The following is a 20,022-nucleotide window of genomic DNA, read 5'->3' on the forward strand; positions in this document are numbered from 1 at the left end:
GGTGCGCGGGCCGCCAACCCGCCCGGAGCATCCGGGCAACAAAGAACCCCCGGGTCCATGACCTGGGGGTCTCATATGGAGCGGGTGACGAGAATCGAACTCGCACTCTCAGCTTGGGAAGCTGATGTTCTACCACTAAACTACACCCGCGAAAGACACCGTCTGTGGCGGTGTCGTAACGTCGCACACTCTACCTCATCCCAGGCCCCGGGCGCTTTTGCCGCGGGGCCTGCGTGCTGTCCGGGACATGGATGGCGCAGCGGGACGCGGGAGTTGGGGCGTACGGTGAAGGACCGGAGTGCCGCCTGGAGGGGCGCCCCTTTCGTCCCGTAATGTGACCTTTCGTCGTCAGCTCGCGTACGAACAGAGTGCGGGACGCTGCGAGGTCAACCACGGCTTTGGGGAAGGGACTCGAGGACTTGATGGAGCGCACCGTCGTCCGATGTGCCGAAGGGCACGTGTTCAGCACTGCTTCGTTCCCGATGCAGAAGGCCGACCGGCTCGGACCCGGTCGTCTCATCCGCTGTCCACGCTGCGCCCGGTTGCGGCATGCCGTGCCGGTCGCGTCGCAGAAGCGGTAGCCGGGGCGCGGGGAAGAGCAGAACCGCAGCGTGCGGGCCCGTCCGATTGGGGCGGGCCCGCACGCTCTGCGTATCCTCGGTGCGTGCTTCTCTCAGACAAGGACATCCGGGCCGAGATCGACGCCGGACGAGTACGGATCGATCCGTACGACGAATCCATGGTGCAGCCCTCCAGCATCGACGTGCGGCTCGACCGGTTCTTCCGGGTGTTCGAGAATCACCGCTACCCCCACATCGACCCCTCCGTCGAGCAGGCCGACCTCACGCGCCTGGTGGAGCCCGAGGGCGACGAGCCGTTCATCCTGCATCCCGGCGAGTTCGTGCTCGCCTCGACGTACGAGATCATCAGCCTCCCCGACGACCTCGCCAGCAGGCTGGAGGGGAAGTCCAGCCTGGGCCGCCTCGGCCTCGTGACCCACTCCACGGCCGGCTTCATCGACCCCGGCTTCTCCGGGCACGTCACCCTCGAACTGTCGAATCTGGCGACGCTGCCCATCAAGCTCTGGCCCGGCATGAAGATCGGCCAGCTGTGCATGTTCCGGCTGACCTCGCCCGCCGAGTCGCCCTACGGCTCGGAGCGGTACGGGTCGCGTTACCAGGGACAGCGGGGGCCCACCGCCTCCCGTTCCTTCCTCAATTTCCATCGGACACAGGTGTGACATCCAGCATGAGTGACGTGCGCGAGAACCTTACGTACGAGAAGTTCGGCGGCGCTGTGCGGGAGCTCGCGCAGACGATCGCCGACGACGGCTACCAGCCCGACGTCGTCCTCTCCATCGCCCGCGGTGGCGTCTTCGTCGCGGGCGGGCTCGCGTACGCGCTCGACTGCAAGAACATCCACCTGGTCAACGTGGAGTTCTACACCGGGGTCGGCACGACCCTGGAGATGCCCGTCATGCTGGCCCCGGTCCCGAACGCGATCGACTTCACCGACAAGAAGGTCCTGATCGCGGACGACGTCGCCGACACCGGCAAGACGCTGAAGCTGGTGCACGACTTCTGCCTCGACCACGTGGCCGAGGTCCGCTCGGCGGTCATCTACGAGAAGTCCCAGTCCCTGGTGAAATGCGAATACGTCTGGAAGCGCACGGACGACTGGATCAACTTCCCGTGGAGCGTCGAGCCGCCCGTGGTGCGGCGGGATGGGCAGGTTCTTGACGCCTGAGGTGCGGCCGTGCACGCAGAGGGCCCCCGCGGAGTGATCCGCGGGGGCCCTCTGCGGGTGGGCCTAGACCGTTCCGGAACGGTCTAGAACGTGCCGAGCTTGATGATCGCCAGGATGGCGAGGAGCTGGATCGATGCCGCTCCCAGGGCCTTCGGCCACGGGAGGTCGTGGGACTTGCTCACCATCGCCGTGAGCAGCGCGCCCGCCGCGATCCAGGTCGCCCAGCCGAGCAGCTGGACGAAGGGCTGGCCGCCGCCGAGGAACATCGCGACGACCACGCGGGGCGCGTCCGTGATGGACATGATCAGCATGGAGAGGCCGACCGTCGGCTGCCAGGCGCCGTCGCCGCCGAGCTGGCGGGCGAGGGTGTGCGTGACCACGCCCAGGATGAAGGCACTGATCGTGATCGCGACGGCCGTCGTGAGGACGTACGGAACGGCCGTGGAGAGGGTGGCCTTGATGGCGTCCTCGCGGGCGCCGTCGAAGCCGAAGATCGCCAGCAGGCCGTAGAGGAACGTCACGAGGACGGCCGGGGCCCACATCGCGTAGTCCCGCATCTGGAGGAAGGTCGGCCCCGGCCGCAGCACGATGCCGCGCAGGAGGTCCTTCCAGTGCAGGCGCGGGCCCACGGGCGGCGCGGCGGTCTGGCCCGCGCGGTAGGTGCCGCCCTGGTTGTACGGGTCCTCGCCCACGGAGAAGGCCTGGGTGTGACCGGGGTTGTTGGCGGCGTACGGATCGAAACCGCCGCCCTGGCCTCCGTGCCCCGGGTCTCCCGGCCCGCCGAAGTACTCCGGCTCGCCGTGGTTGCCGTGGTTGCCGCCCGCCTGCGGCCATTGCTGTCCGCCGTATCCGCCCTGGCCCTGGCCGCCCTGGCCCTGGCCGTACGGCGGCTGCTGCCTGCCGTACTGCTGCTGCGAGGGCGGCTGAGGGTAGCCGTACGGGGCCTGCTGCCCGTACGGCTCCTGCCGCGGTCGTTGTTGGGGTCGCGCTTGCGGGGTGCGGTTGTCCCGGCCGCGTCCGATCCTGAATCCAGCCACGAATCGAACGTACCTGGTCTGGAGGGCCCGGGTCGTCCCTCCTCGGGAGGAGAGCGGCTTTGCCGCTGACCTGTGACAACCCCTAGGGGACCCTGAGGGGGTTATCCCCAGGGTCCCGGTGTCGCCGGATACCCCTCTAGTGACCCAGCACCGCTCCGTACGCCTCCGGGTCCAAGGAGGCGGGCTGGCCAAGGGACTTCGGCGTGACGGCGGTGGCCTCGGGCGCGGCCCCGGGCAGGTCCCAGACGCCGCCCGACGCGGAGTCCTCGCCGGGCGCGGCGGCGGACAGGTCCGGGACGCCGTCCCCGTCGTGGTCACCGAAGGCGAGCGCCGCCCCGAAGAGGTCACCCGTCTCGGCGACCCCCGGGATGCCGGGGCTGTTCTGCGTGTACGCGCGCGTGCCCGGGTTCGCCGCCCCGGCCGGGTCGAGAAGGCCCATCTCGCCGCCCTTCAGGACGGTGACGCCGCCCGCCTTCGCCAGGCTGCCGACGGCCTCGCCGGGGGCGCCCGCGATCAGGTCGTCGTGGCCGTCGCCGTCGATGTCCGCCGCGGCCAGCGCGTCGCCGAAGCCGTCACCGGTCTCGGCGACGCCGGGCATGCCCGCGGTGTCCTGGTTGAACGTCTGCTGCTCCCAGCCGAAGCTGCCGTTCGGGCCGCCGAAGCGGATGTGGACGCCGCCGCCCTTGGTGAGCTTCTCCGGGCCGCACGGGTCGTCGATGTTCTCGTCGGCGATCTCGCGGCAGTTGCCGAGGGCGAGGTCGTCGTACCCGTCGCCGTCGAAGTCGCCCGAGGCGAGGGCGTTCGCGGCGCCGTTGGAGTTGTTCCAGAAGTTGGCCATGGAGCCCTCGTCCTTGTTCCACCCGTAGAGGCGCAGGTGGGACTGGGTGTAGGGCTGGTTCTTCGTGTAGTAGGCGAGGGCGAGGTCGGGCAGGCCGTCGGTGTCGAAGTCGCCGGTGGCCATGACGGGGGCGCGGCCGCCCATGCGGTCGGCCATGAGGGGCTGCGTGTCGGCGGCCAGCGGGTTGAAGTTCGCGACGACCTTGTCCTTGCCGCCGATCGCGAGGTCGACGTCCGTGTCACCGGTGAAGTCGGCGGCGACCAGGGCGTTTCCGTACGCGTCCCCGGCCTTCTCGCCGCGGCCCGCGGTGTTGGCCACGGCGAAGCCGTCGCCGGTGCCGTACAGGACGGTGACGGAACCGGCGTCGGCCTTGCCGTCGATGTCCTCGCCGGGGGCGCCGATGACGAGGTCGGCGTACTGGTCGTCGTCGACGTGCGCGGCGGCGACGGAGCCGCCGAACCGGTCACCGGCCTCCGGGGTGCCGGGCACCTCGACGGTGGCCTGCGTGATCCGCCGCACGCTGTGCGGGCCGGGCCCGTCGGGCCCCCCGAACACGACGCTCACGTACCCGGCCTTGGCCTTCCCGCCGACGCTCCCGCTGGGCACACCGACGAAGAGGTCCTCGTACCCGTCCCCGTCGAAGTCACTGGCGAGCGGCACGGCGGCGGGCGCGGCGGGCGCGGCGCTCGCGGTGACGGCGAGGGGAAGGGAGAGCCCGGTGGCGGCGAGAGCGGTGGCGGCGGCCAGGGCGAGAGTGCGGGCGTGCAGGGGCACGAGGGCCTCCAACTGTTGCTGGACTAGGAGAGTCGGCGGGATGTCAGACGTGGCGGGCCGGCTGCGCCGGCTCACCTGTGTGACATATGAGGTGGGGCAAGGGTTGCTCTCGCGCGCATGTCCCGCGCGCTCGGTCAGGGGTCGGTGAGGGGCAGGGTGAGGGCCGGGCCCGCGGCACGGGATGCGCGGGCCCGGTGGCGCGGAGAGGTCGCCGCTCGGTCAGTCGGCGAAGTTGGTGCCGAAGCGCGGGGTGCCCGCGGACGAGATGCCGACCGTCGAGGTGTACGTGCCCGAGGTGCCCGCGAGGCTGCCGTCCGGCAGGGCGTCCAGGGTGTAGACCGCGCCGTTGGAGCCGTTCTCCCCCTGCGTGCCGACGGAGACGTCGCCCCGGCCGTCGGCGTTCAGGTCGTCGACGTGGACGTCGGACCCGAAGAAGTCGTTCTTCTCGTTGGTGTTGGGGACGCCCGGGGTGTCCTGGCTGTACATCACGGCACCCGCCGTGGAGAGGCCGGAACCGTCCGCCGCGCCGTAGATGACGGTGATGGAACCCGCGTCGGCGACGCCGTCCAGGTCCTCGCCGGGGGTGCCGACGACCAGGTCGAGGTGGCCGTCGCCGTTGATGTCCCCGAGGTCGAGCTCGCCGCCGAAGTTGTCGCCGTTCTCGCCGCCGCCCGGCACGCCCGGCGAGTCCTGGGTGATGGCCTGGCTGCCGCCGTACGGGCCGTTCGGGTTGCCCTTGACGACGTACACCGTGCCGCCCTTGTTGGCGCCGGCGATGCCTTCGTCCCAGGTCAGGCCGATGATGACGTCGCCGAAGCCGTCGCCGTCCGTGTCACCGACGTCGGTGATGTAACCGGCGGGCAGGCGCTGGACGCCCTCCGTCGTGACGCCGTTCGCGCTGCCGGGCAGCCAGAGGTTGGCGTTGTAGCCGTCGCCGGTGGAGAAGCCGTCGACGATCAGGTCGTCCTTGCCGTCGCCGTTGACGTCACCGGAGTGCAGGTTGAAGGCGCCCGCGTCGTCGCCGCTGATGATGGGCGGCAGGACGGTGTAGTGGTCGCCGGCCTTCCCGGTACGGCTGAAGCCGCCGTCGAAGACGTCGAGGGTCGCGGCGCCCGACGCGGCGCCGACGGCGAGGTCGTCCTTGCCGTCGCCGTCGAAGTCGCCCGCCTGGAGGGGCCCGCCGAACCGGTCGTGCTTGGTGGGGCGCGGGTCCGCGACGGTCGCGCCGCCGGAGAGGCCGCTCGGGGAGCCCCACAGGATCTGGACGGTGCCGCCGTCGACGTCCGTGCCGACGTCCTCGCCGACGGCGCCGACGGCGAGGTCGTCGTAGCCGTCGCCGTCGAAGTCGCCGTACGCGGTGTCGGCGCCGAAGACGTCGCCCGCCTCGGCGGTGCCGGGCACGCCCGCGCTGTTCTGGCTGTAGGCGACGTGGCGCTGCTCGGCGCCGCCGTACGTGACGACGACCTGGCCCGCCCTGTCCTTGCCGCCCACGCCGGCGTGCGGCGCGGAGGTGGCGAGGTCGGCCGTGCCGTCGCCGTTGAAGTCGGCGTCGTCCGGCTGGACGGCCGCGGCGGGCGCGGCCGTCGCCGTGGTGGCCGTGAGGGTGAGGAGTCCGCCCGTCAGCGCGGCGGCGGTGGCCGTAGCCGCCGCGAGGCGGCCGCGTCTGGAACGGGGGAGGGGGGAAGTGCGCTTGTGCTTGGGCATTCCGTCGGTCTCCTGCTGCGTGCGGGGATGCCTGGCGGACATCCGCAGTCGATGGGGTGCCGGTGGGGCGTGTTTACCGGGCCTTGGCCCTGGCATCACACCTTGTTGGCGAACGGGAGACTCGCGGAGGGGGGCAAGGGTTGTACGGGGGACGGGGGTTGGGGGTGTTGATCAAGTCCCGCCCCCGGCGGTCACCGCAGGGTCGTGCCGAAGCTCACCCCGCCGAGCCCGAAGTCGGTCCCGTTGAAGGAAGCCGCGTACGACGACGTCAGGCCCGTCGACGTGCCGCGCAGGACCCAGACGGCGCCGACGTCCACCTTCGTGCCGATGTCCTCGCCGGACGCGCCCACGGCCAGGTCCGCCTTGCCGTTCTTGTTGATGTCCTTCAGGCGCACGGACGTACCGAAGCTGTCGCCCGCCTCGGCGACGCCGGGCACGCCCGCGGTCTCCTGGTGCCAGGCCTTGCCCGAGGTGAACTTGCCCCCGGTGGACTTGAGGAGCGTCACGCTGCCCGCGCCGTCCACCGTGCCGACCTCCTCGCCGGGCGCGCCCACCGCGAGGTCCACGAGGCCGTCGCCGGTGACGTCACCCGCGGCCACGGACGCGCCGAAGCCGTCGTCCGCCTCGTCGGCGCCGGGGATGCCCGTACTGGCCTGGTCGTACGTCACGGGGGCGCCGAACTTCCGGTCGCCGCCGAGCCGCACGGTGACCGAACCGCCCCTCGTGGCGCTGGAGTTTCCGGTGATCAGGTCGTCGTAGCCGTCGCCGTCGACGTCCCCGGCGGTCGCCGCGTCACGCGTGGCCGTACGGTCGCCGCCCTCGGCGAGGACCTCGGCCTGGTAGCCGTAGTCGCCGACGCCGCCGCTCATGAACGCGGTGTAGGCGCCGCCGTCCGCGCGCTCGCCGTACAGGACGAAGCCGTAGACGTCCTTGTACTTGAAGTGGCCCGCGACCATGCCGTCGAGGTGGGCGCCCTCGGGGATGAAGTCGACCTCCAGGCCGTACGGCCTGCCTTCCGCGCCGGTGTAGAACCACCAGTTGTCGCCGCTGATCACGGCCAGCTGGGGCGAGCCGTCGGTGTCCAGGTCGTTCCAGGTGGTGGCCTCGCCGAAGCGGCCCGCGGTGTCCGCGGGGGCGTTCAGGACGTGGGCGCCGGAGGTGAAGCCGTTCTTGCCGCCCTTGATGACGGTGACGGAACCGGAGGGCTTGCCCTCGACCTGCTCGCCGGGAGCGCCGACGATCAGGTCGGCGTAACCGTCGCCGTTCGTGTCGGCGCTGGTGATGTTCTCGCCGAACTCGTCCTCGGCCTCGGTGACTCCGGGAACGCCGGCCGTGTCCTGGGTGACGGTGACGGAGCGGCGCTCGGAGACCCCGGAGGCCGAACCGAAGGTCACCGTGACGGAGTTGGACCGGGGCGTGCCGATCGCCAGGTCGCGGTAACCGTCACCGTTGTAGTCGTCCTTGAGGGTCGACGCGGCGCTCGCCGTGCCCGCGAGGGGCAGCGTCAGGCCTGCCCCGGCGAGGGCGGCGACACTGGCGGCGACGGCAAGGTTTCGAAGGCGCACGTGGGACTCCCGGGAGTGGCGATGGCTTCCGGGGGTGTGACGGGCGAGGCGTACGAATGGTTGTGCGACGACGTCCCCCGGGTAAACGCGAGGGAGCCAACCACCCCGCCCCGCGAGCCCCCCGGAGGGCACCCGCAACCGCCAGCCCCGAAGCCCCCCGAGGACGCCCGCAGCCGCCACCCCCCGAAGCCCCCCGAGGGCACCCGCAGCCGGGCCCGGTAACCACCAGCCCCCGAAGCCTCCCGAGGGCACCCGCAGCCGTGGCCGGCAACCACCAGCCCCGAAGCCCCCCCGAGCACGCCCGCAGCCGCCAGCCCCCGAAGCCCCCCCCGAGGGCACCCGCAGCCGGGCCCGGTAACCACCAGCCCCCTAAGCCCCCGCCGAAGGCCCCGTACCTCTCAGCCGCCCTCGCCCAGCGCCTGGATCTCCGCGCTGGAGAACGTCAGCCGCGGCTTGCGCGACACCAGGTCGGTCCGTGTTCCCGGGTAGACCCCGATCGTGTCCTCGCCGTCCCCCCGGTACGTCCGCAGGATCAGGTCGGCCCGCTTGTCCCCGTCGAAGTCCTCGATGCGCAGGACCTCCGTGGTGCCCTCCGCGGAGGGGTTCACGAGCGCCGAGGCGTTCGTGTCGAGGCCCGCCGTGCGGCCCCGGAAGACCCGGACCTCCCCGGCGGCGCCCCCGCTCCCGCTGCCGCCCCCGCTCAGGACGAGCTCGCTCAGGCCGTCCCCGTCCAGGTCCCCCGTGTCCACGGCGACGTTCTTCGCCTCCAGCGTGCCCCGCAGGGTGCCCGGCACGTCGTAGCGGAGGGCGACCCCCTTCGGCCCCGCGAGGGCCGCGTCCATCCCCTTGCCCTTGCCGAAGCGCCCGAACGCGGTGTCCGTGCCCGCGGGGAAGAGCACCCCGGTCTCGGCGGGGCCCTTCGGACCGCCCAGGACGAGCGCGCTGGAGGCGGCGCCCGACGCGTCGGCCGCCTTCCGGACGAGCACGTCGTCGTAACCGTCGCCGTCGACGTCCGTGGCCCTGCCGGTGACGAGATCGTTGCCGGGCGCGGTCAGCGGCTTGCCCGCCGCCCGCGGCGCACCGCTCCGCTCGAAGGGCCCGCGCAGGAAGGTGAGCCGGGCCCCGCTCGCGTGCAGGACGAGATCACTCGCCCCGTCCCCGTCGAAGTCCCCGCACACCGGCTGGTCCGGCCAGTCGTTGCCGAAACGTGCCTGCGCGGGCACCTTCAGCTTCACGGCCTTGCCCTTCAGGCCCTGGGGCGACCCGAAGAGGATCTGGAGCGGCACGGGCGGCCGGCCGATGCCGTCGTACGGCGGGTCGGTGGAGACCAGCAGGTCGGTGAAGCCGTCCTTGTCGAGGTCGCAGGAGGCCTCCGACTCGAAGGAGGCGGGCAGCTCCCCCTTCGTGCGCGCCCCGTTGGCCCGCGCGCTCAGCAACTGCCGCGCACCGGGCCGCAGTCCGCTCTCGGAGCCGTAGACGACGCCGATGCCCGCGTCGTCGCCGTGGTCGGGGTGCGCCAGATCGTCGAGCACGAGATCGGGGGCGCCGTCACCGTTGAAGTCGTCGTCGACCTTGCTGCCGTCACCGCGCGGGACGGGCAGCTGCGCCGCGCCCTTGCCCGCCATGCTGACGGGCCGGTGCCGGGCATCGGCCTTGCCGGAGCCGTCGTCGCCGCCCCCGCACCCGGCGAGCAGCAGCGCGCAGCCGACCACGGCGGCCGTACCGGCGACACCGCCGCGCCGCGCCCGTCGCACGCCACGTATTCCGGCACTGCGCATGCCTCTCACCCACCCCGCCCGCCCCATCCGACAACAACCAGCACATGATGCCCCCCTTCCGCGGGACACGAAAGGCCGGTCCCGCCCCGAGGGCGGAACCGGCCTGAGAGCCGTGTCGCGGGGGTCGGCCGCGGGCGTTACTTGACCGGCTCGGGCTCCGGCTCGTCCGCGGTCTCGGCCGCGCCCGCGGGGTCCACCGGGGTCTTCACGGAGTCGAGCAGCAGCTGCGCGACGTCCACGACCTGGAGGGACTCCGGGGCCTTGCCGTCGTTCTTCTTGCCGTTGACCGAGTCGGTGAGCATCACCAGGCAGAACGGGCAGGCGGTCGACACGATGTCGGGGTTGAGGCTGAGCGCCTCGTCGACCCGCTCCGTGTTGATGCGCTTGCCGATCCGCTCCTCCATCCACATCCGCGCGCCACCGGCACCGCAGCAGAAGCCGCGCTCCTTGTGGCGGTGCATCTCCTGCTGGCGCAGGCCGGGGACGGCGGACATGATCTCGCGCGGGGGCGTGTAGATCTTGTTGTGCCGGCCCAGGTAGCACGGGTCGTGGTAGGTGATGAGGCCCTCGACGGGCGTCACCGGGATCAGCTTGCCCTCGTCGATGAGGTGCTGGAGCAGCTGCGTGTGGTGGATGACCTCGTAGTCGCCGCCGAGCTGCGGGTACTCGTTGCCGAGCGTGTTGAGGCAGTGCGGGCAGGTCGCGACGATCTTCTTCGCGGTCTTCGGCTTGGCCGACTCGGGCACGACCTTGCCGTCGTCGTCGAGCTCCTCGCCGAACGCCATGTTCAGCGCCATCACGTTCTCCTGGCCGAGCTGCTGGAACAGCGGCTCGTTGCCCAGGCGGCGGGCGGAGTCACCCGTGCACTTCTCGTCGCCGCCCATGATCGCGAACTTGACGCCCGCCATGTGGAGCAGCTCCGCGAAGGCCTTGGTGGTCTTCTTCGCCCGGTCCTCCAGGGAGCCGGCGCAGCCGACCCAGTAGAGGTACTCGACCTCGGTGAGGTCCTCGATGTCCTTGCCGACGACCGGCACCTCGAAGTCGAGCTCCTTGAGCCACTCCAGGCGCTGCTTCTTGGCCAGGCCCCAGGGGTTGCCCTTCTTCTCCAGGTTCTTGAGCATCGTCCCGGCCTCGGACGGGAACGCGCTCTCGATCATCACCTGGTAGCGGCGCATGTCGACGATGTGGTCGATGTGCTCGATGTCCACCGGGCACTGCTCGACGCAGGCGCCGCAGCTGGTGCAGGACCACAGGACGTCGGGGTCGATGACGCCGTTCTCCTCGGCGGTGCCGATGAGGGGGCGCTCGGCCTCGGCGATGGCGGCGGCCGGAACGTCCTTGAGCTGCTCCTCGCTCGCCTTCTCGTTGCCCTCCATGTCCTTGCCGCCACCGGCGAGCAGGTACGGGGCCTTGGCGTGCGCGTGGTCGCGCAGCGACATGATCAGGAGCTTCGGCGAGAGCGGCTTGCCGGTGTTCCAGGCGGGGCACTGCGACTGGCAGCGGCCGCACTCGGTGCAGGTGCTGAAGTCGAGCAGGCCCTTCCAGGAGAACTGCTCGACCTGGCTGACGCCGAAGACGTCGTCCTCGCCCGGGTCCTCCCAGTTGATCGGCTTGCCGCCGGAGGTCATGGGCTGGAGCTCGCCGAGCGCCACGGCGCCGTTCGACTCGCGCTTGAAGTAGATGTTCGGGAACGCGAGGAAGCGGTGCCAGGCGACGCCCATGTTGGTGTTCAGGGCGACCACGATCATCCAGATGAACGAGGTGGCGATCTTCAGCGCGGCGAAGAAGTACGTGAGGTTCTGGAGGGTGGAGGTGTCCATCCCCTCGAACCAGGAGACGAACGGGTACGAGATGAAGAACGAGGCCTCGTAGCCGTCGACGTGGTGCTGGGCACCCTCGAGGGCGTGCAGCGTGAAGATGCAGACGCCGACGATGAGGATGACGGTCTCGACGAAGTACGCCTGGCCGGTCTTGGAGCCCGCGAAGCGGGACTTGCGCCCCGGCTTGTCGGGGCGGTTCAGCTGGCGGATGACGATCAGCGTGAGGATGCCGAGCACCGTCATGGTGCCGATGAACTCGACGAAGACGTTGTACGGCGCCCACTCGCCGATGATCGGCAGCATCCAGTCGGCCTTGAAGAGCTGGCCGACGGCGTTCACGATCGTCAGCAGCAGCGAGAAGAAGCCGACCGCCACGAACCAGTGCGCGAAGCCGACGATGCCCCACCTGTTCATGCGCGTGTGGCCGAGGAACTCCTTGACCACGGTGAGGGCGCGCTGCCAGGGATTGTCGGTCCGCAGACCGGCGGGCACGGGCTGTCCGAGCCGCATGAACCGGTAGATCTGCACGATGGCACGGCCGAACAGCGCGACGCCGACCGCGATTAGGACCAGCGACACGATGATCGCGGCGAGTTGCATTTGGGGGCTCCTCGGGCCTGCGAGGCGAACTATTACTAAGCGGTAACTTATGCAGTCCGTCTGAGACTACCCACTTACTCAGCCGCACTGTAGCCAGCGAGGCGGTGATCTGCGTCGCTCAGGCAACCCTTGCCGCGTCGCGACGCGAGGGAGTGCCCCCGAAGGGGCGCGGGGAACTGCGCGACAAGCCACGACGGGCCCGCGGTCGAGAGCCGGTACCGCAGGTGAAGCCCCGACTTGCGCGTAAGCGCGAGATAAGACTTGAGCCTCCTCGACTCAGTTCTGTTGACGCCAGCGCAGCGACCATGCATCCTTGAGTCAGATCCACTCAAGAAGTACATCTGGAGGAATCGAAATGGCACGTGCGGTCGGCATCGACCTGGGCACGACTAACTCTGTCGTCAGCGTTCTTGAAGGCGGCGAGCCCACCGTCATCACCAACGCCGAGGGCGCCAGGACCACGCCGTCCGTCGTCGCCTTCGCGAAGAACGGCGAGGTGCTGGTCGGCGAGGTGGCCAAGCGCCAGGCGGTCACCAACGTCGACAGGACCATCCGGTCGGTCAAGCGCCACATGGGCACCGACTGGAAGGTGGACATCGACGACAAGGGGTTCAACCCCCAGCAGATCTCGGCGTTCATCCTGCAGAAGCTGAAGCGCGACGCGGAGTCGTACCTGGGCGAGAAGGTGGCCGACGCGGTCATCACCGTCCCGGCGTACTTCAACGACTCGGAGCGCCAGGCCACCAAGGAGGCCGGCGAGATCGCGGGCCTGAACGTCCTGCGCATCGTGAACGAGCCGACGGCCGCCGCCCTCGCGTACGGCCTCGACAAGGACGACCAGACGATCCTCGTCTTCGACCTCGGTGGCGGCACCTTCGACGTGTCCCTCCTGGAGATCGGCGACGGCGTCGTCGAGGTGAAGGCCACGAACGGCGACAACCACCTCGGTGGTGACGACTGGGACCAGCGCGTCGTCGACTACCTGGTCAAGCAGTTCAACAACGGCCACGGCGTGGACCTCTCCAAGGACAAGATGGCGCTCCAGCGCCTGCGCGAGGCGGCCGAGAAGGCCAAGATCGAGCTGTCCTCCTCCACGGAGACCACGATCAACCTGCCGTACATCACGGCGTCCGCCGAGGGCCCGCTGCACCTGGACGAGAAGCTCACGCGCGCCCAGTTCCAGCAGCTCACGTCCGACCTCCTGGAGCGCTGCAAGACGCCGTTCCACAACGTCATCAAGGACGCGGGCATCCAGCTCTCCGAGATCGACCACGTCGTTCTCGTCGGTGGCTCCACCCGTATGCCCGCCGTCGCGGAGCTCGTCAAGGAGCTGACCGGCGGCCAGGACGCCAACAAGGGCGTGAACCCGGACGAGGTCGTCGCCATCGGCGCCGCGCTCCAGGCCGGTGTCCTCAAGGGCGAGGTCAAGGACGTCCTGCTCCTCGACGTCACCCCGCTGTCCCTCGGCATCGAGACCAAGGGAGGGATCATGACCAAGCTCATCGAGCGCAACACCACGATCCCGACCAAGCGCTCCGAGATCTTCACGACGGCCGAGGACAACCAGCCGTCCGTCCAGATCCAGGTCTACCAGGGCGAGCGCGAGATCGCGGCGTACAACAAGAAGCTCGGGATGTTCGAGCTCACGGGCCTGCCGCCGGCCCCGCGCGGCGTCCCGCAGATCGAGGTCGCCTTCGACATCGACGCCAACGGCATCATGCACGTGACGGCCAAGGACCTCGGCACCGGCAAGGAGCAGAAGATGACCGTCACCGGCGGCTCCTCGCTGCCGAAGGACGAGGTCGACCGCATGCGCCAGGAGGCCGAGCAGTACGCGGACGAGGACCACAAGCGCCGCGAGGCCGCCGAGTCCCGCAACCAGGGCGAGCAGCTCGTCTACCAGACCGAGAAGTTCCTCGCGGACAACGCGGAGAAGGTCCCCGGTGACGTGAAGACCGAGGTCGAGTCCGCCGTCGAAGAGCTGAAGGAGAAGCTCAAGGGCGAGGACACGGCGGAGATCCGCACGGCCACCGAGAAGGTCGCGGCCGTCTCGCAGAAGCTCGGCCAGGCCATGTACGCGGACGCGCAGGCCGCCGGTGCCGAGGGCGCGGCCCCGGGCGCAGAGGGCGCTGAGGCCCCGAACATGTCCAAGGACAAGGACGACGACGTCGTCGACGCCGAGATCGTCGACGACGAGAAGCCCGGTGACACGAAGGGCGGCGCCGCATGACCGAGGAGACTCCGGGCTTCGGCGAGAACGCCGAGAAGCCTGACGTCCCCTCCGGCGCCACCCCTGATGACGCGGCGCCGCAGGCCGCCGAGCCCTCCCACGAGGAGGGCCCGGCGGCCCCGGCCGGGGACGCAAACAAGGCATCGGCCCAGTCGGGCCAGCAGTCGGCTCAGTCCGGCCCGTCCGCCCAGGACGTCGGTCTGATCGCCCAGCTGGACCAGGTGCGCACGGCGCTCGGCGAGCGCACGGCGGACCTCCAGCGGCTCCAGGCGGAGTACCAGAACTACCGCCGCCGGGTGGAGCGGGACAAGGTCACGGTCAAGGAGATCGCCGCGGCGAACCTCCTGTCCGAGCTCCTCCCGACCCTCGACGACGTCGGCCGCGCCCGTGAACACGGCGAGCTGGTCGGCGGCTTCAAGTCGGTCGCGGAGGCGCTGGAGACGGTCGTCGCCAAGATGGGCCTTCAGCAGTTCGGCAAGGAGGGCGAGCCCTTCGACCCGACGATCCACGAGGCACTCATGCACTCGTACGCACCGGACGTCACCGAGACGACGTGCGTCGCGATCCTGCAGCCGGGCTACCGCATCGGTGAGCGCACCATCCGCCCCGCGCGGGTGGCCGTCGCCGAGCCGCAGCCGGGCGCGCAGACGGTCAAGGGCGCCACGGACGAGGCTGCGGCCGCTGCTTCCACGGACTCCGCCGACACGGCGGAGGACAAGGAGACCGGTGGCCCCGACGAGGGCTGATGGGACCGTTTTGTTGGTGAAGCGAGAGGAGGGGCGTCGAGGATGAGCACCAAGGACTTCATCGAGAAGGACTACTACAAGGTCCTCGGCGTCCCCAAGGACGCCACCGAGGCCGAGATCAAGAAGGCGTACCGGAAACTCGCCCGCGAGAACCACCCGGACGCCAACAAGGGCAACGCGAAGGCGGAAGAGCGCTTCAAGGAGATCTCCGAGGCGAACGACGTCCTCGGAGACCCCAAGAAGCGCAAGGAGTACGACGAAGCGCGTGCTCTCTTCGGCAACGGCGGCTTCAGGGCAGGCCCCGGAGGCGCGGGCAGCGGCGGCTCGTTCAACTTCGACCTGGGCGACCTCTTCGGAGGCGGCGCCCCGGGCGGCGGTGGAGCGGGCGGCGCGGGCGGCGGCTTCGGGGGCGGTCTGGGCGACGTCTTCGGGGGGCTGTTCAACCGCGGCGGCACGGGCGCGGGCGGCGCGGGCACGCGTACGCAGCCCCGGCGCGGCCAGGACATCGAGTCCGAGGTCACGCTGAGCTTCACGGAGGCGGTGGACGGGGCCACGGTCCCGCTCCGGATGTCCTCCCAGGCTCCCTGCAAGGCCTGTTCGGGCACCGGCGACAAGAACGGCTCACCGCGTGTGTGCCCGACCTGCGTCGGCACCGGCCAGGTCACGCGGGGAGGCGGCGGCGGGTTCTCGCTGACCGACCCCTGCGTGGACTGCAAGGGCCGTGGGCTCATCGCCCAGGACCCGTGCGACGTCTGCAAGGGCTCGGGCCGCGCGAAGTCCTCGCGCACGATGCAGGTCCGCATTCCCGCGGGAGTGTCGGACGGCCAGCGCATCCGCCTGCGCGGCAAGGGCGGCCCCGGAGAGCGGGGCGGCCCGGCCGGCGATCTGTACGTGGTGGTGCACGTCGACACCCACCCGGTCTTCGGCCGCAAGGGCGACAACCTGACCGTGACGGTGCCGGTGACGTTCACCGAGGCGGCCCTGGGCGGCGAGGTGAAGGTCCCCACTCTGGGCGGCCCGCCGGTCACCCTGAAGCTGCCCCCGGGCACCCCGAACGGTCGTACGATGCGGGCGCGGGGCAAGGGCGCGGTCCGCAAGGACGGTTCACGGGGCGACTTGCTCGTGACGGTGGAGGTCTCGGTTCCGACCGAACTCTCCGACGCGGCGAAGGAAGCCCTGGAGGCGTACCGCAAGGCGACTGCGGACGACGATCCGCGGGCAGAACTGTTCCAGGCCGCGAAGGGAGCATGAGATGGACGGCCGTCGTCGACAGTCCAATTTCGGGCGGGCGTACCAACTGACCGACGAGACGCCGGTCTACGTCATCTCCGTGGCCGCCCAGCTGAGCGGCCTCCACCCGCAGACCCTGCGCCAGTACGACCGCCTCGGCCTGGTCTCCCCGGACCGCACGGCGGGCCGCGGCCGGCGGTACTCCGCCCGCGACATCGAACTGCTCCGCACGGTGCAGCAGTTGTCGCAGGAAGAGGGCATCAACCTCGCCGGCATCAAGCGCATCATCGAGCTGGAGAACCAGGTCGCCGCGCTCCAGGCGAGGGTGGTGGAGCTCTCCAGCGCCGTGGAGGGCGCGGCCGCCGCGATGCAGCAGCGCGAGGCGGCGGTCCACGCGTCCTACCGCCGCGACCTGGTTCCGTACCAGGACGTGCAGCAGGCGAGCGCGCTGGTGGTGTGGCGTCCGAAGAGGACGTCCGAGCAGTAGTTTCCCGTGCCGTACGGACCGGGGCCGGGAGGGGAACCTCCCGGCCCCGGCGTGCGTTTGCGGAGACGACCGAAGATTTTTTGGCAGTGCGTGACGTGCGGTGCGTGGCGTGCGCTGCCCTGCATGCTGGTGCCGGGAAAGCGGGGGACTCGCCATGGCCATGGTGGGACTGTTCTGGATCGCCGAGGGCGATGTGTACGTGGGCGCGAAGCCCTCGGGTCTTGCCGCGGGGGTGCGGCTGACGCCGGAGGGCGTGCTGGCCCTGGGGGACAAGCAGGCGGGCCTGTGGCCCTGGGAGGACGTCCGGGCCCTGACCGTCGAGGACGCCCCCGTGAAGTCCCTGAAACGCAACGTGGGCGTCCTGGTGGACCTCGCGCTGACGGTGGGCCTGGGCGGCGGCGACGAGGCCCCGACGATGACGCTGCGGGTCTCGGGCGCCGAGGGCGACACGGACCTGACGGTGTACACGGCAGCGGCGACGGGCTACTCCCGCACGGAGCACGACCTCTCCCTCGCCCTCCTCACCCACCTCACGCAGGGCGCGGCGACCCTCCTGACGACCCTGTCGGCGATGGCGGACTGGGGCCGCCACCACGAGGGCACCACCCCAAACCCCTCAACCCGCGAAACACTGCTCCGCACATGGACGAACTCCTGACGGCGTCCTAATCCCTCCGCCAACGCAATCCCGACGCGAACGATCCCGACGCGAACGCAATCCCGACGGATCCTGATGCCGGCGGATTCCTGCCGCCACCAGAGCCGCGTACGCCTGGGCACCTCACGAGGGCCGCCCACGGAGCCGGCGGAGGAAGACCTTCCGGCGCCAGGGAGTCGCCGCCGTCGCCGTGACGCCGAGGCCCAGGGCGACCGCGGCGACCGTCCAGCTGAAGAGGTCGGCGCCCGGCCGGGCCGTCCAGTCCCACCAGGTGGAGGGGTACCAGACCAGCGGGAGGACCGAGGCCAGCGGGACGGCCCAGCCGAGCTGCGGCCCCAGCAGCTCGGCGGAGACCAGGGCGAGCCCCAGCCAGATCACGACGGACCGGACGAAGACGACCCCGGAGTCCGGACCGTTGGCGAGGGCCTCCGCTCCGAACGAGAAGGCGCACACCGTCAGGGTCAGCGCCGTGCAGTACACGGCCCGCAGCCGACGCAGCGCGGACGCTCCCATCGCGTCGTGGGCGGACATGGCTCCGTCGAGGGCGGCGCAGAGGAACACCGCGGACAGAAGCGGGAGTTCCTGCCGGTAGGGCACGCCGGTGGTGACGCCTCCGCTGCCTAGTGAGGGCAGCGCGATGTGGGTGCCGCCGAAGAGCGCGGACAGCAGGGCGACCACCGCGGTCCCGGCCAGGACCGCCGCACCCCGGTGGACCCTCGCGTAACGGAGCAGGTCAGTGGCGTTCATCGGGCTCGCACCACGAACTCTCGCGAAGGACGTGGCCGCGTTCCCGCTCGACCCAGTCCCGCTGTTCGGCCGACGGCATCCGCACCGCCCTGGCCGCGTCGCGCCGGGCGGCCGAGACTCCTTCGACGTGGAGGCCCGCGTCCGCGACGGCCGGGTCCTGCCCCATGGCCTCGTATTCGAGCCACAGGTGGATGTTGTCCATGGACCGCCACGCGCGGCGCTCCTCCTGGGGTGGCCCGCACAGGCCGAACGACTCGGTGAACACCTGGTCGGCCATGGCGATCGCCGCGGTGCGCACGTGCCCTTCGGCGATGTCGAAGCCCGCGTCGCCCAGGCCGGTTCGCCGGAGTCCGAACTCGCGGAACTCGGCGGGCACCTTGATCCAGGGCATCGTGACCCGGTCGAGGCGCCGGGCCATCGCGGTCAGCTCCGGCAGGTACTTGCGGTGCTCGGGCCAGACGCACACCCTCGGGGCGCTCGCGGCGGCCCGGTCGCACAGCGGCGTGACCGCCGACGCCGGACGGTCCACGCGCAGTTCACCGGCGGCCGGGGCCGCGGCCAGCGCGGCGAGCGAGACGGCCACCGACCCGACGGCCACACCACGGACGTGCCGCGGCGACTTCCGGTGGGGCGCCGGGCGCTCGGCCCGCCTCCGCAGCGGCGGCGCCGTCACGGCCAGTACGGCGAGAGCGAGCGCGCACAGCAGGCGAAGGGCGACCGGCAGAGGGCTCATGTGGGTGTCCGGAGGCCCCGCGAGGACGGTGAACTTGAACGGCAGGGCCAGCATGCCGATGAAGCAGCACAGCGCGCACACGACGGGCGTGAAGGCCGCAGAGGGCCACCAGCGGCCGGCCAGGTGTCCCGCGGACGCGAAGATGATCAGGGTCGAGGCGCCGAGGAGCAGGTAGGACGGCCACAGGAAGCCCGGTCCCGCTTCGCCGAGCGAGACGGCGGCGGCGGTGAGGCAGCCGGCCCCGTACGCGAGGAATCCGAGCGTGAGGGTGGCGGCCAGCCGTACGGCCTCGATCCGCCAGGCCGGCCGGGCGGCCGCGAGGAGGAACTCGGGCATCCCCGCCCGGGACGCACGTCCGGCCTGCCAGGCGGAGACACCGGCCAGCACGGGCCCCAGGAAGAGCGTCACGACCTGCGCCGCCACGCTCGCCTCGGGCCACACGCCGATCCAGTACCGGGACCGCCCGAAGAGCACCAGCAGGTCCACGGCGATCAGCACGGGGAAGGCGGTGAGGAGGGGCGAGCGGCGCAGCTCGACGCGGTACGCGTTCAGCATGCCGCTCCCTCGGTCGTCCCGTGGCTGCCCAGGACCGACATGTAGCCGCGCTCCAGCGGGCTGTCTCCCGGGGCCGTCGGCGTGGACCGGCCCGCCAGTTCCTGGGGCGTACCGCTGTGGACGACCCGGCCGTCGCTGAGCACGAGGACGGTGTCGCAGGCGGCGCCCACGTCCTCCACCAGGTGCGTGCTGAGCACGACGGCGGCTCCGGCGCGGGCGAGCGAGCGGATGAGGGCGCGGAAGTCGAGGCGCTGCGCGGGGTCGAGGCCGACGGTGGGCTCGTCGAGGAGGAGCAGGGAGGGAGAGCCGACGATGGCGGCGGCGATCCCGGCCCGCCGGAGCATGCCGCCGGACAGGGACTTCATGCGGTCGCGGGCCCGGTCGGTCAGCCCGACGGCGGCCAGCGCCTCCTGGGTCGCTGCCCCGGCCTCTTTGGACGGCACCTCGCGCAACCAGGCGCAATAGCGCACGAAATCGGTGAGGGAGAAGGCCGGGTAATAGCCGAAGTCCTGCGGCAGATATCCGATACGAGGCCGGACGCGCCGGACGTCCCGCTCGGTGACGACGGCTTCCCCGAAGAGCTCCAACTCTCCGCCACGCGGCGGCGCGACGGTGGAAAGCGTACGGAACAGAGTGGTCTTCCCCGCCCCGTTGGGCCCCAGCAATCCGGTGACCCCCGGCGAAATGACCAGGTCAAGCCCCTCAATGACGCACCGACGACCGTACCCCTGAGAGAGGTCCGCCAGCCGGGCTATGGGGTGAGTCGTCATAGAT

The 20,022-nt window shown here is 71.0% G+C and carries 16 protein-coding genes and 1 tRNA gene; 7 read left to right on the top strand and 10 right to left on the bottom strand.

Going from position 1 to position 20,022, the window contains the following annotated elements; genetic code table 11:
- Window positions 1-76 precede the first annotated feature (76 nt).
- Window positions 77-150: transfer RNA gene (locus QBL25_RS22260), tRNA-Gly, on the bottom strand.
- Window positions 151-664: 514 nt separating this feature from the next.
- Between QBL25_RS22260 and dcd the strand changes: the two genes are divergently transcribed.
- Complete coding sequence (gene dcd / locus QBL25_RS22265; protein ID WP_409058777.1) at window positions 665-1,240, top strand: dCTP deaminase; 576 nt, start codon at window positions 665-667, stop codon at window positions 1,238-1,240.
- A gap of 8 nt (window positions 1,241-1,248) precedes the next feature.
- Window positions 1,249-1,746 (top strand): phosphoribosyltransferase, encoded by a 498-nt coding sequence (locus tag QBL25_RS22270; RefSeq protein WP_409058778.1) that lies wholly within the window; start codon window positions 1,249-1,251, stop codon window positions 1,744-1,746.
- 83 nt (window positions 1,747-1,829) lie between these two features.
- Here the strand turns inward: QBL25_RS22270 and QBL25_RS22275 are convergent, their stop codons facing one another.
- The 6 genes from QBL25_RS22275 to QBL25_RS22300 all read right to left on the bottom strand — a co-directional run bounded on the left by QBL25_RS22275 (window position 1,830) and on the right by QBL25_RS22300 (window position 11,862).
- Window positions 1,830-2,783 (bottom strand): Yip1 family protein, encoded by a 954-nt coding sequence (locus QBL25_RS22275; protein WP_409058779.1) that lies wholly within the window; start codon window positions 2,781-2,783, stop codon window positions 1,830-1,832.
- A 136-nt stretch (window positions 2,784-2,919) separates the two neighbouring features.
- Complete coding sequence (locus tag QBL25_RS22280) at window positions 2,920-4,395, bottom strand: FG-GAP-like repeat-containing protein (protein WP_409058780.1); 1,476 nt, start codon at window positions 4,393-4,395, stop codon at window positions 2,920-2,922.
- 219 nt (window positions 4,396-4,614) lie between these two features.
- Entirely contained in the window at window positions 4,615-6,099 is a 1,485-nt protein-coding gene (locus QBL25_RS22285; protein ID WP_409058781.1) for an FG-GAP repeat protein, read from the bottom strand.
- A gap of 191 nt (window positions 6,100-6,290) precedes the next feature.
- Window positions 6,291-7,664 (bottom strand): hypothetical protein, encoded by a 1,374-nt coding sequence (locus tag QBL25_RS22290; protein ID WP_409058782.1) that lies wholly within the window; start codon window positions 7,662-7,664, stop codon window positions 6,291-6,293.
- A gap of 398 nt (window positions 7,665-8,062) precedes the next feature.
- Window positions 8,063-9,442, bottom strand: coding sequence for a VCBS repeat-containing protein (locus QBL25_RS22295; protein ID WP_409058783.1), 1,380 nt, complete (start codon window positions 9,440-9,442; stop codon window positions 8,063-8,065).
- A 137-nt stretch (window positions 9,443-9,579) separates the two neighbouring features.
- Window positions 9,580-11,862, bottom strand: coding sequence for a (Fe-S)-binding protein (locus QBL25_RS22300; protein ID WP_409058784.1), 2,283 nt, complete (start codon window positions 11,860-11,862; stop codon window positions 9,580-9,582).
- 355 nt (window positions 11,863-12,217) lie between these two features.
- Between QBL25_RS22300 and dnaK the strand changes: the two genes are divergently transcribed.
- From dnaK to QBL25_RS22325, 5 genes are all read left to right on the top strand, one after another.
- The gene (gene dnaK, locus QBL25_RS22305; RefSeq protein ID WP_409058785.1) at window positions 12,218-14,092 is read left to right on the top strand and encodes a molecular chaperone DnaK; all 1,875 of its coding nucleotides are present in this window, start codon (window positions 12,218-12,220) and stop codon (window positions 14,090-14,092) included.
- The gene (grpE, locus tag QBL25_RS22310; RefSeq protein WP_409058786.1) at window positions 14,089-14,838 is read left to right on the top strand and encodes a nucleotide exchange factor GrpE; all 750 of its coding nucleotides are present in this window, start codon (window positions 14,089-14,091) and stop codon (window positions 14,836-14,838) included. Before dnaK ends, grpE begins: the two co-directional genes overlap by 4 nt.
- Before the next feature lie 42 nt (window positions 14,839-14,880).
- A complete protein-coding gene (gene dnaJ, locus QBL25_RS22315; RefSeq protein ID WP_409058787.1) occupies window positions 14,881-16,089 on the top strand; it encodes a molecular chaperone DnaJ in 1,209 nt (402 codons plus the stop codon).
- A gap of 1 nt (window position 16,090) precedes the next feature.
- Window positions 16,091-16,555, top strand: coding sequence for a heat shock protein transcriptional repressor HspR (locus tag QBL25_RS22320; protein ID WP_361829121.1), 465 nt, complete (start codon window positions 16,091-16,093; stop codon window positions 16,553-16,555).
- Between the two features lie 154 nt (window positions 16,556-16,709).
- Window positions 16,710-17,213 carry a hypothetical protein gene (locus tag QBL25_RS22325; RefSeq protein WP_409058788.1) on the top strand — a complete coding sequence of 168 codons (504 nt, stop codon included), beginning with the start codon at window positions 16,710-16,712 and terminating at the stop codon, window positions 17,211-17,213.
- 123 nt (window positions 17,214-17,336) lie between these two features.
- Here QBL25_RS22325 and QBL25_RS22330 read toward each other — a convergent pair whose 3' ends face one another.
- The 3 genes from QBL25_RS22330 to QBL25_RS22340 are packed head-to-tail and all read right to left on the bottom strand — an operon-like array spanning window position 17,337 to window position 20,018.
- The gene (locus tag QBL25_RS22330; protein WP_409058789.1) at window positions 17,337-17,960 is read right to left on the bottom strand and encodes a hypothetical protein; all 624 of its coding nucleotides are present in this window, start codon (window positions 17,958-17,960) and stop codon (window positions 17,337-17,339) included.
- Entirely contained in the window at window positions 17,947-19,248 is a 1,302-nt protein-coding gene (locus tag QBL25_RS22335; RefSeq protein WP_409058790.1) for an ABC transporter permease, read from the bottom strand. The genes QBL25_RS22330 and QBL25_RS22335 overlap by 14 nt, the downstream gene beginning before the upstream one ends.
- Window positions 19,242-20,018: an ATP-binding cassette domain-containing protein gene (locus tag QBL25_RS22340; protein WP_409058791.1), complete on the bottom strand. Its 777-nt coding sequence runs from the start codon at window positions 20,016-20,018 to the stop codon at window positions 19,242-19,244. Before QBL25_RS22340 ends, QBL25_RS22335 begins: the two co-directional genes overlap by 7 nt.
- Window positions 20,019-20,022 lie beyond the last annotated feature (4 nt).

The sequence above is a fragment of the Streptomyces sp. SYP-A7185 genome, from assembly GCF_046103685.1.
Taxonomy (GTDB): Bacteria; Actinomycetota; Actinomycetes; order Streptomycetales; family Streptomycetaceae; genus Streptomyces.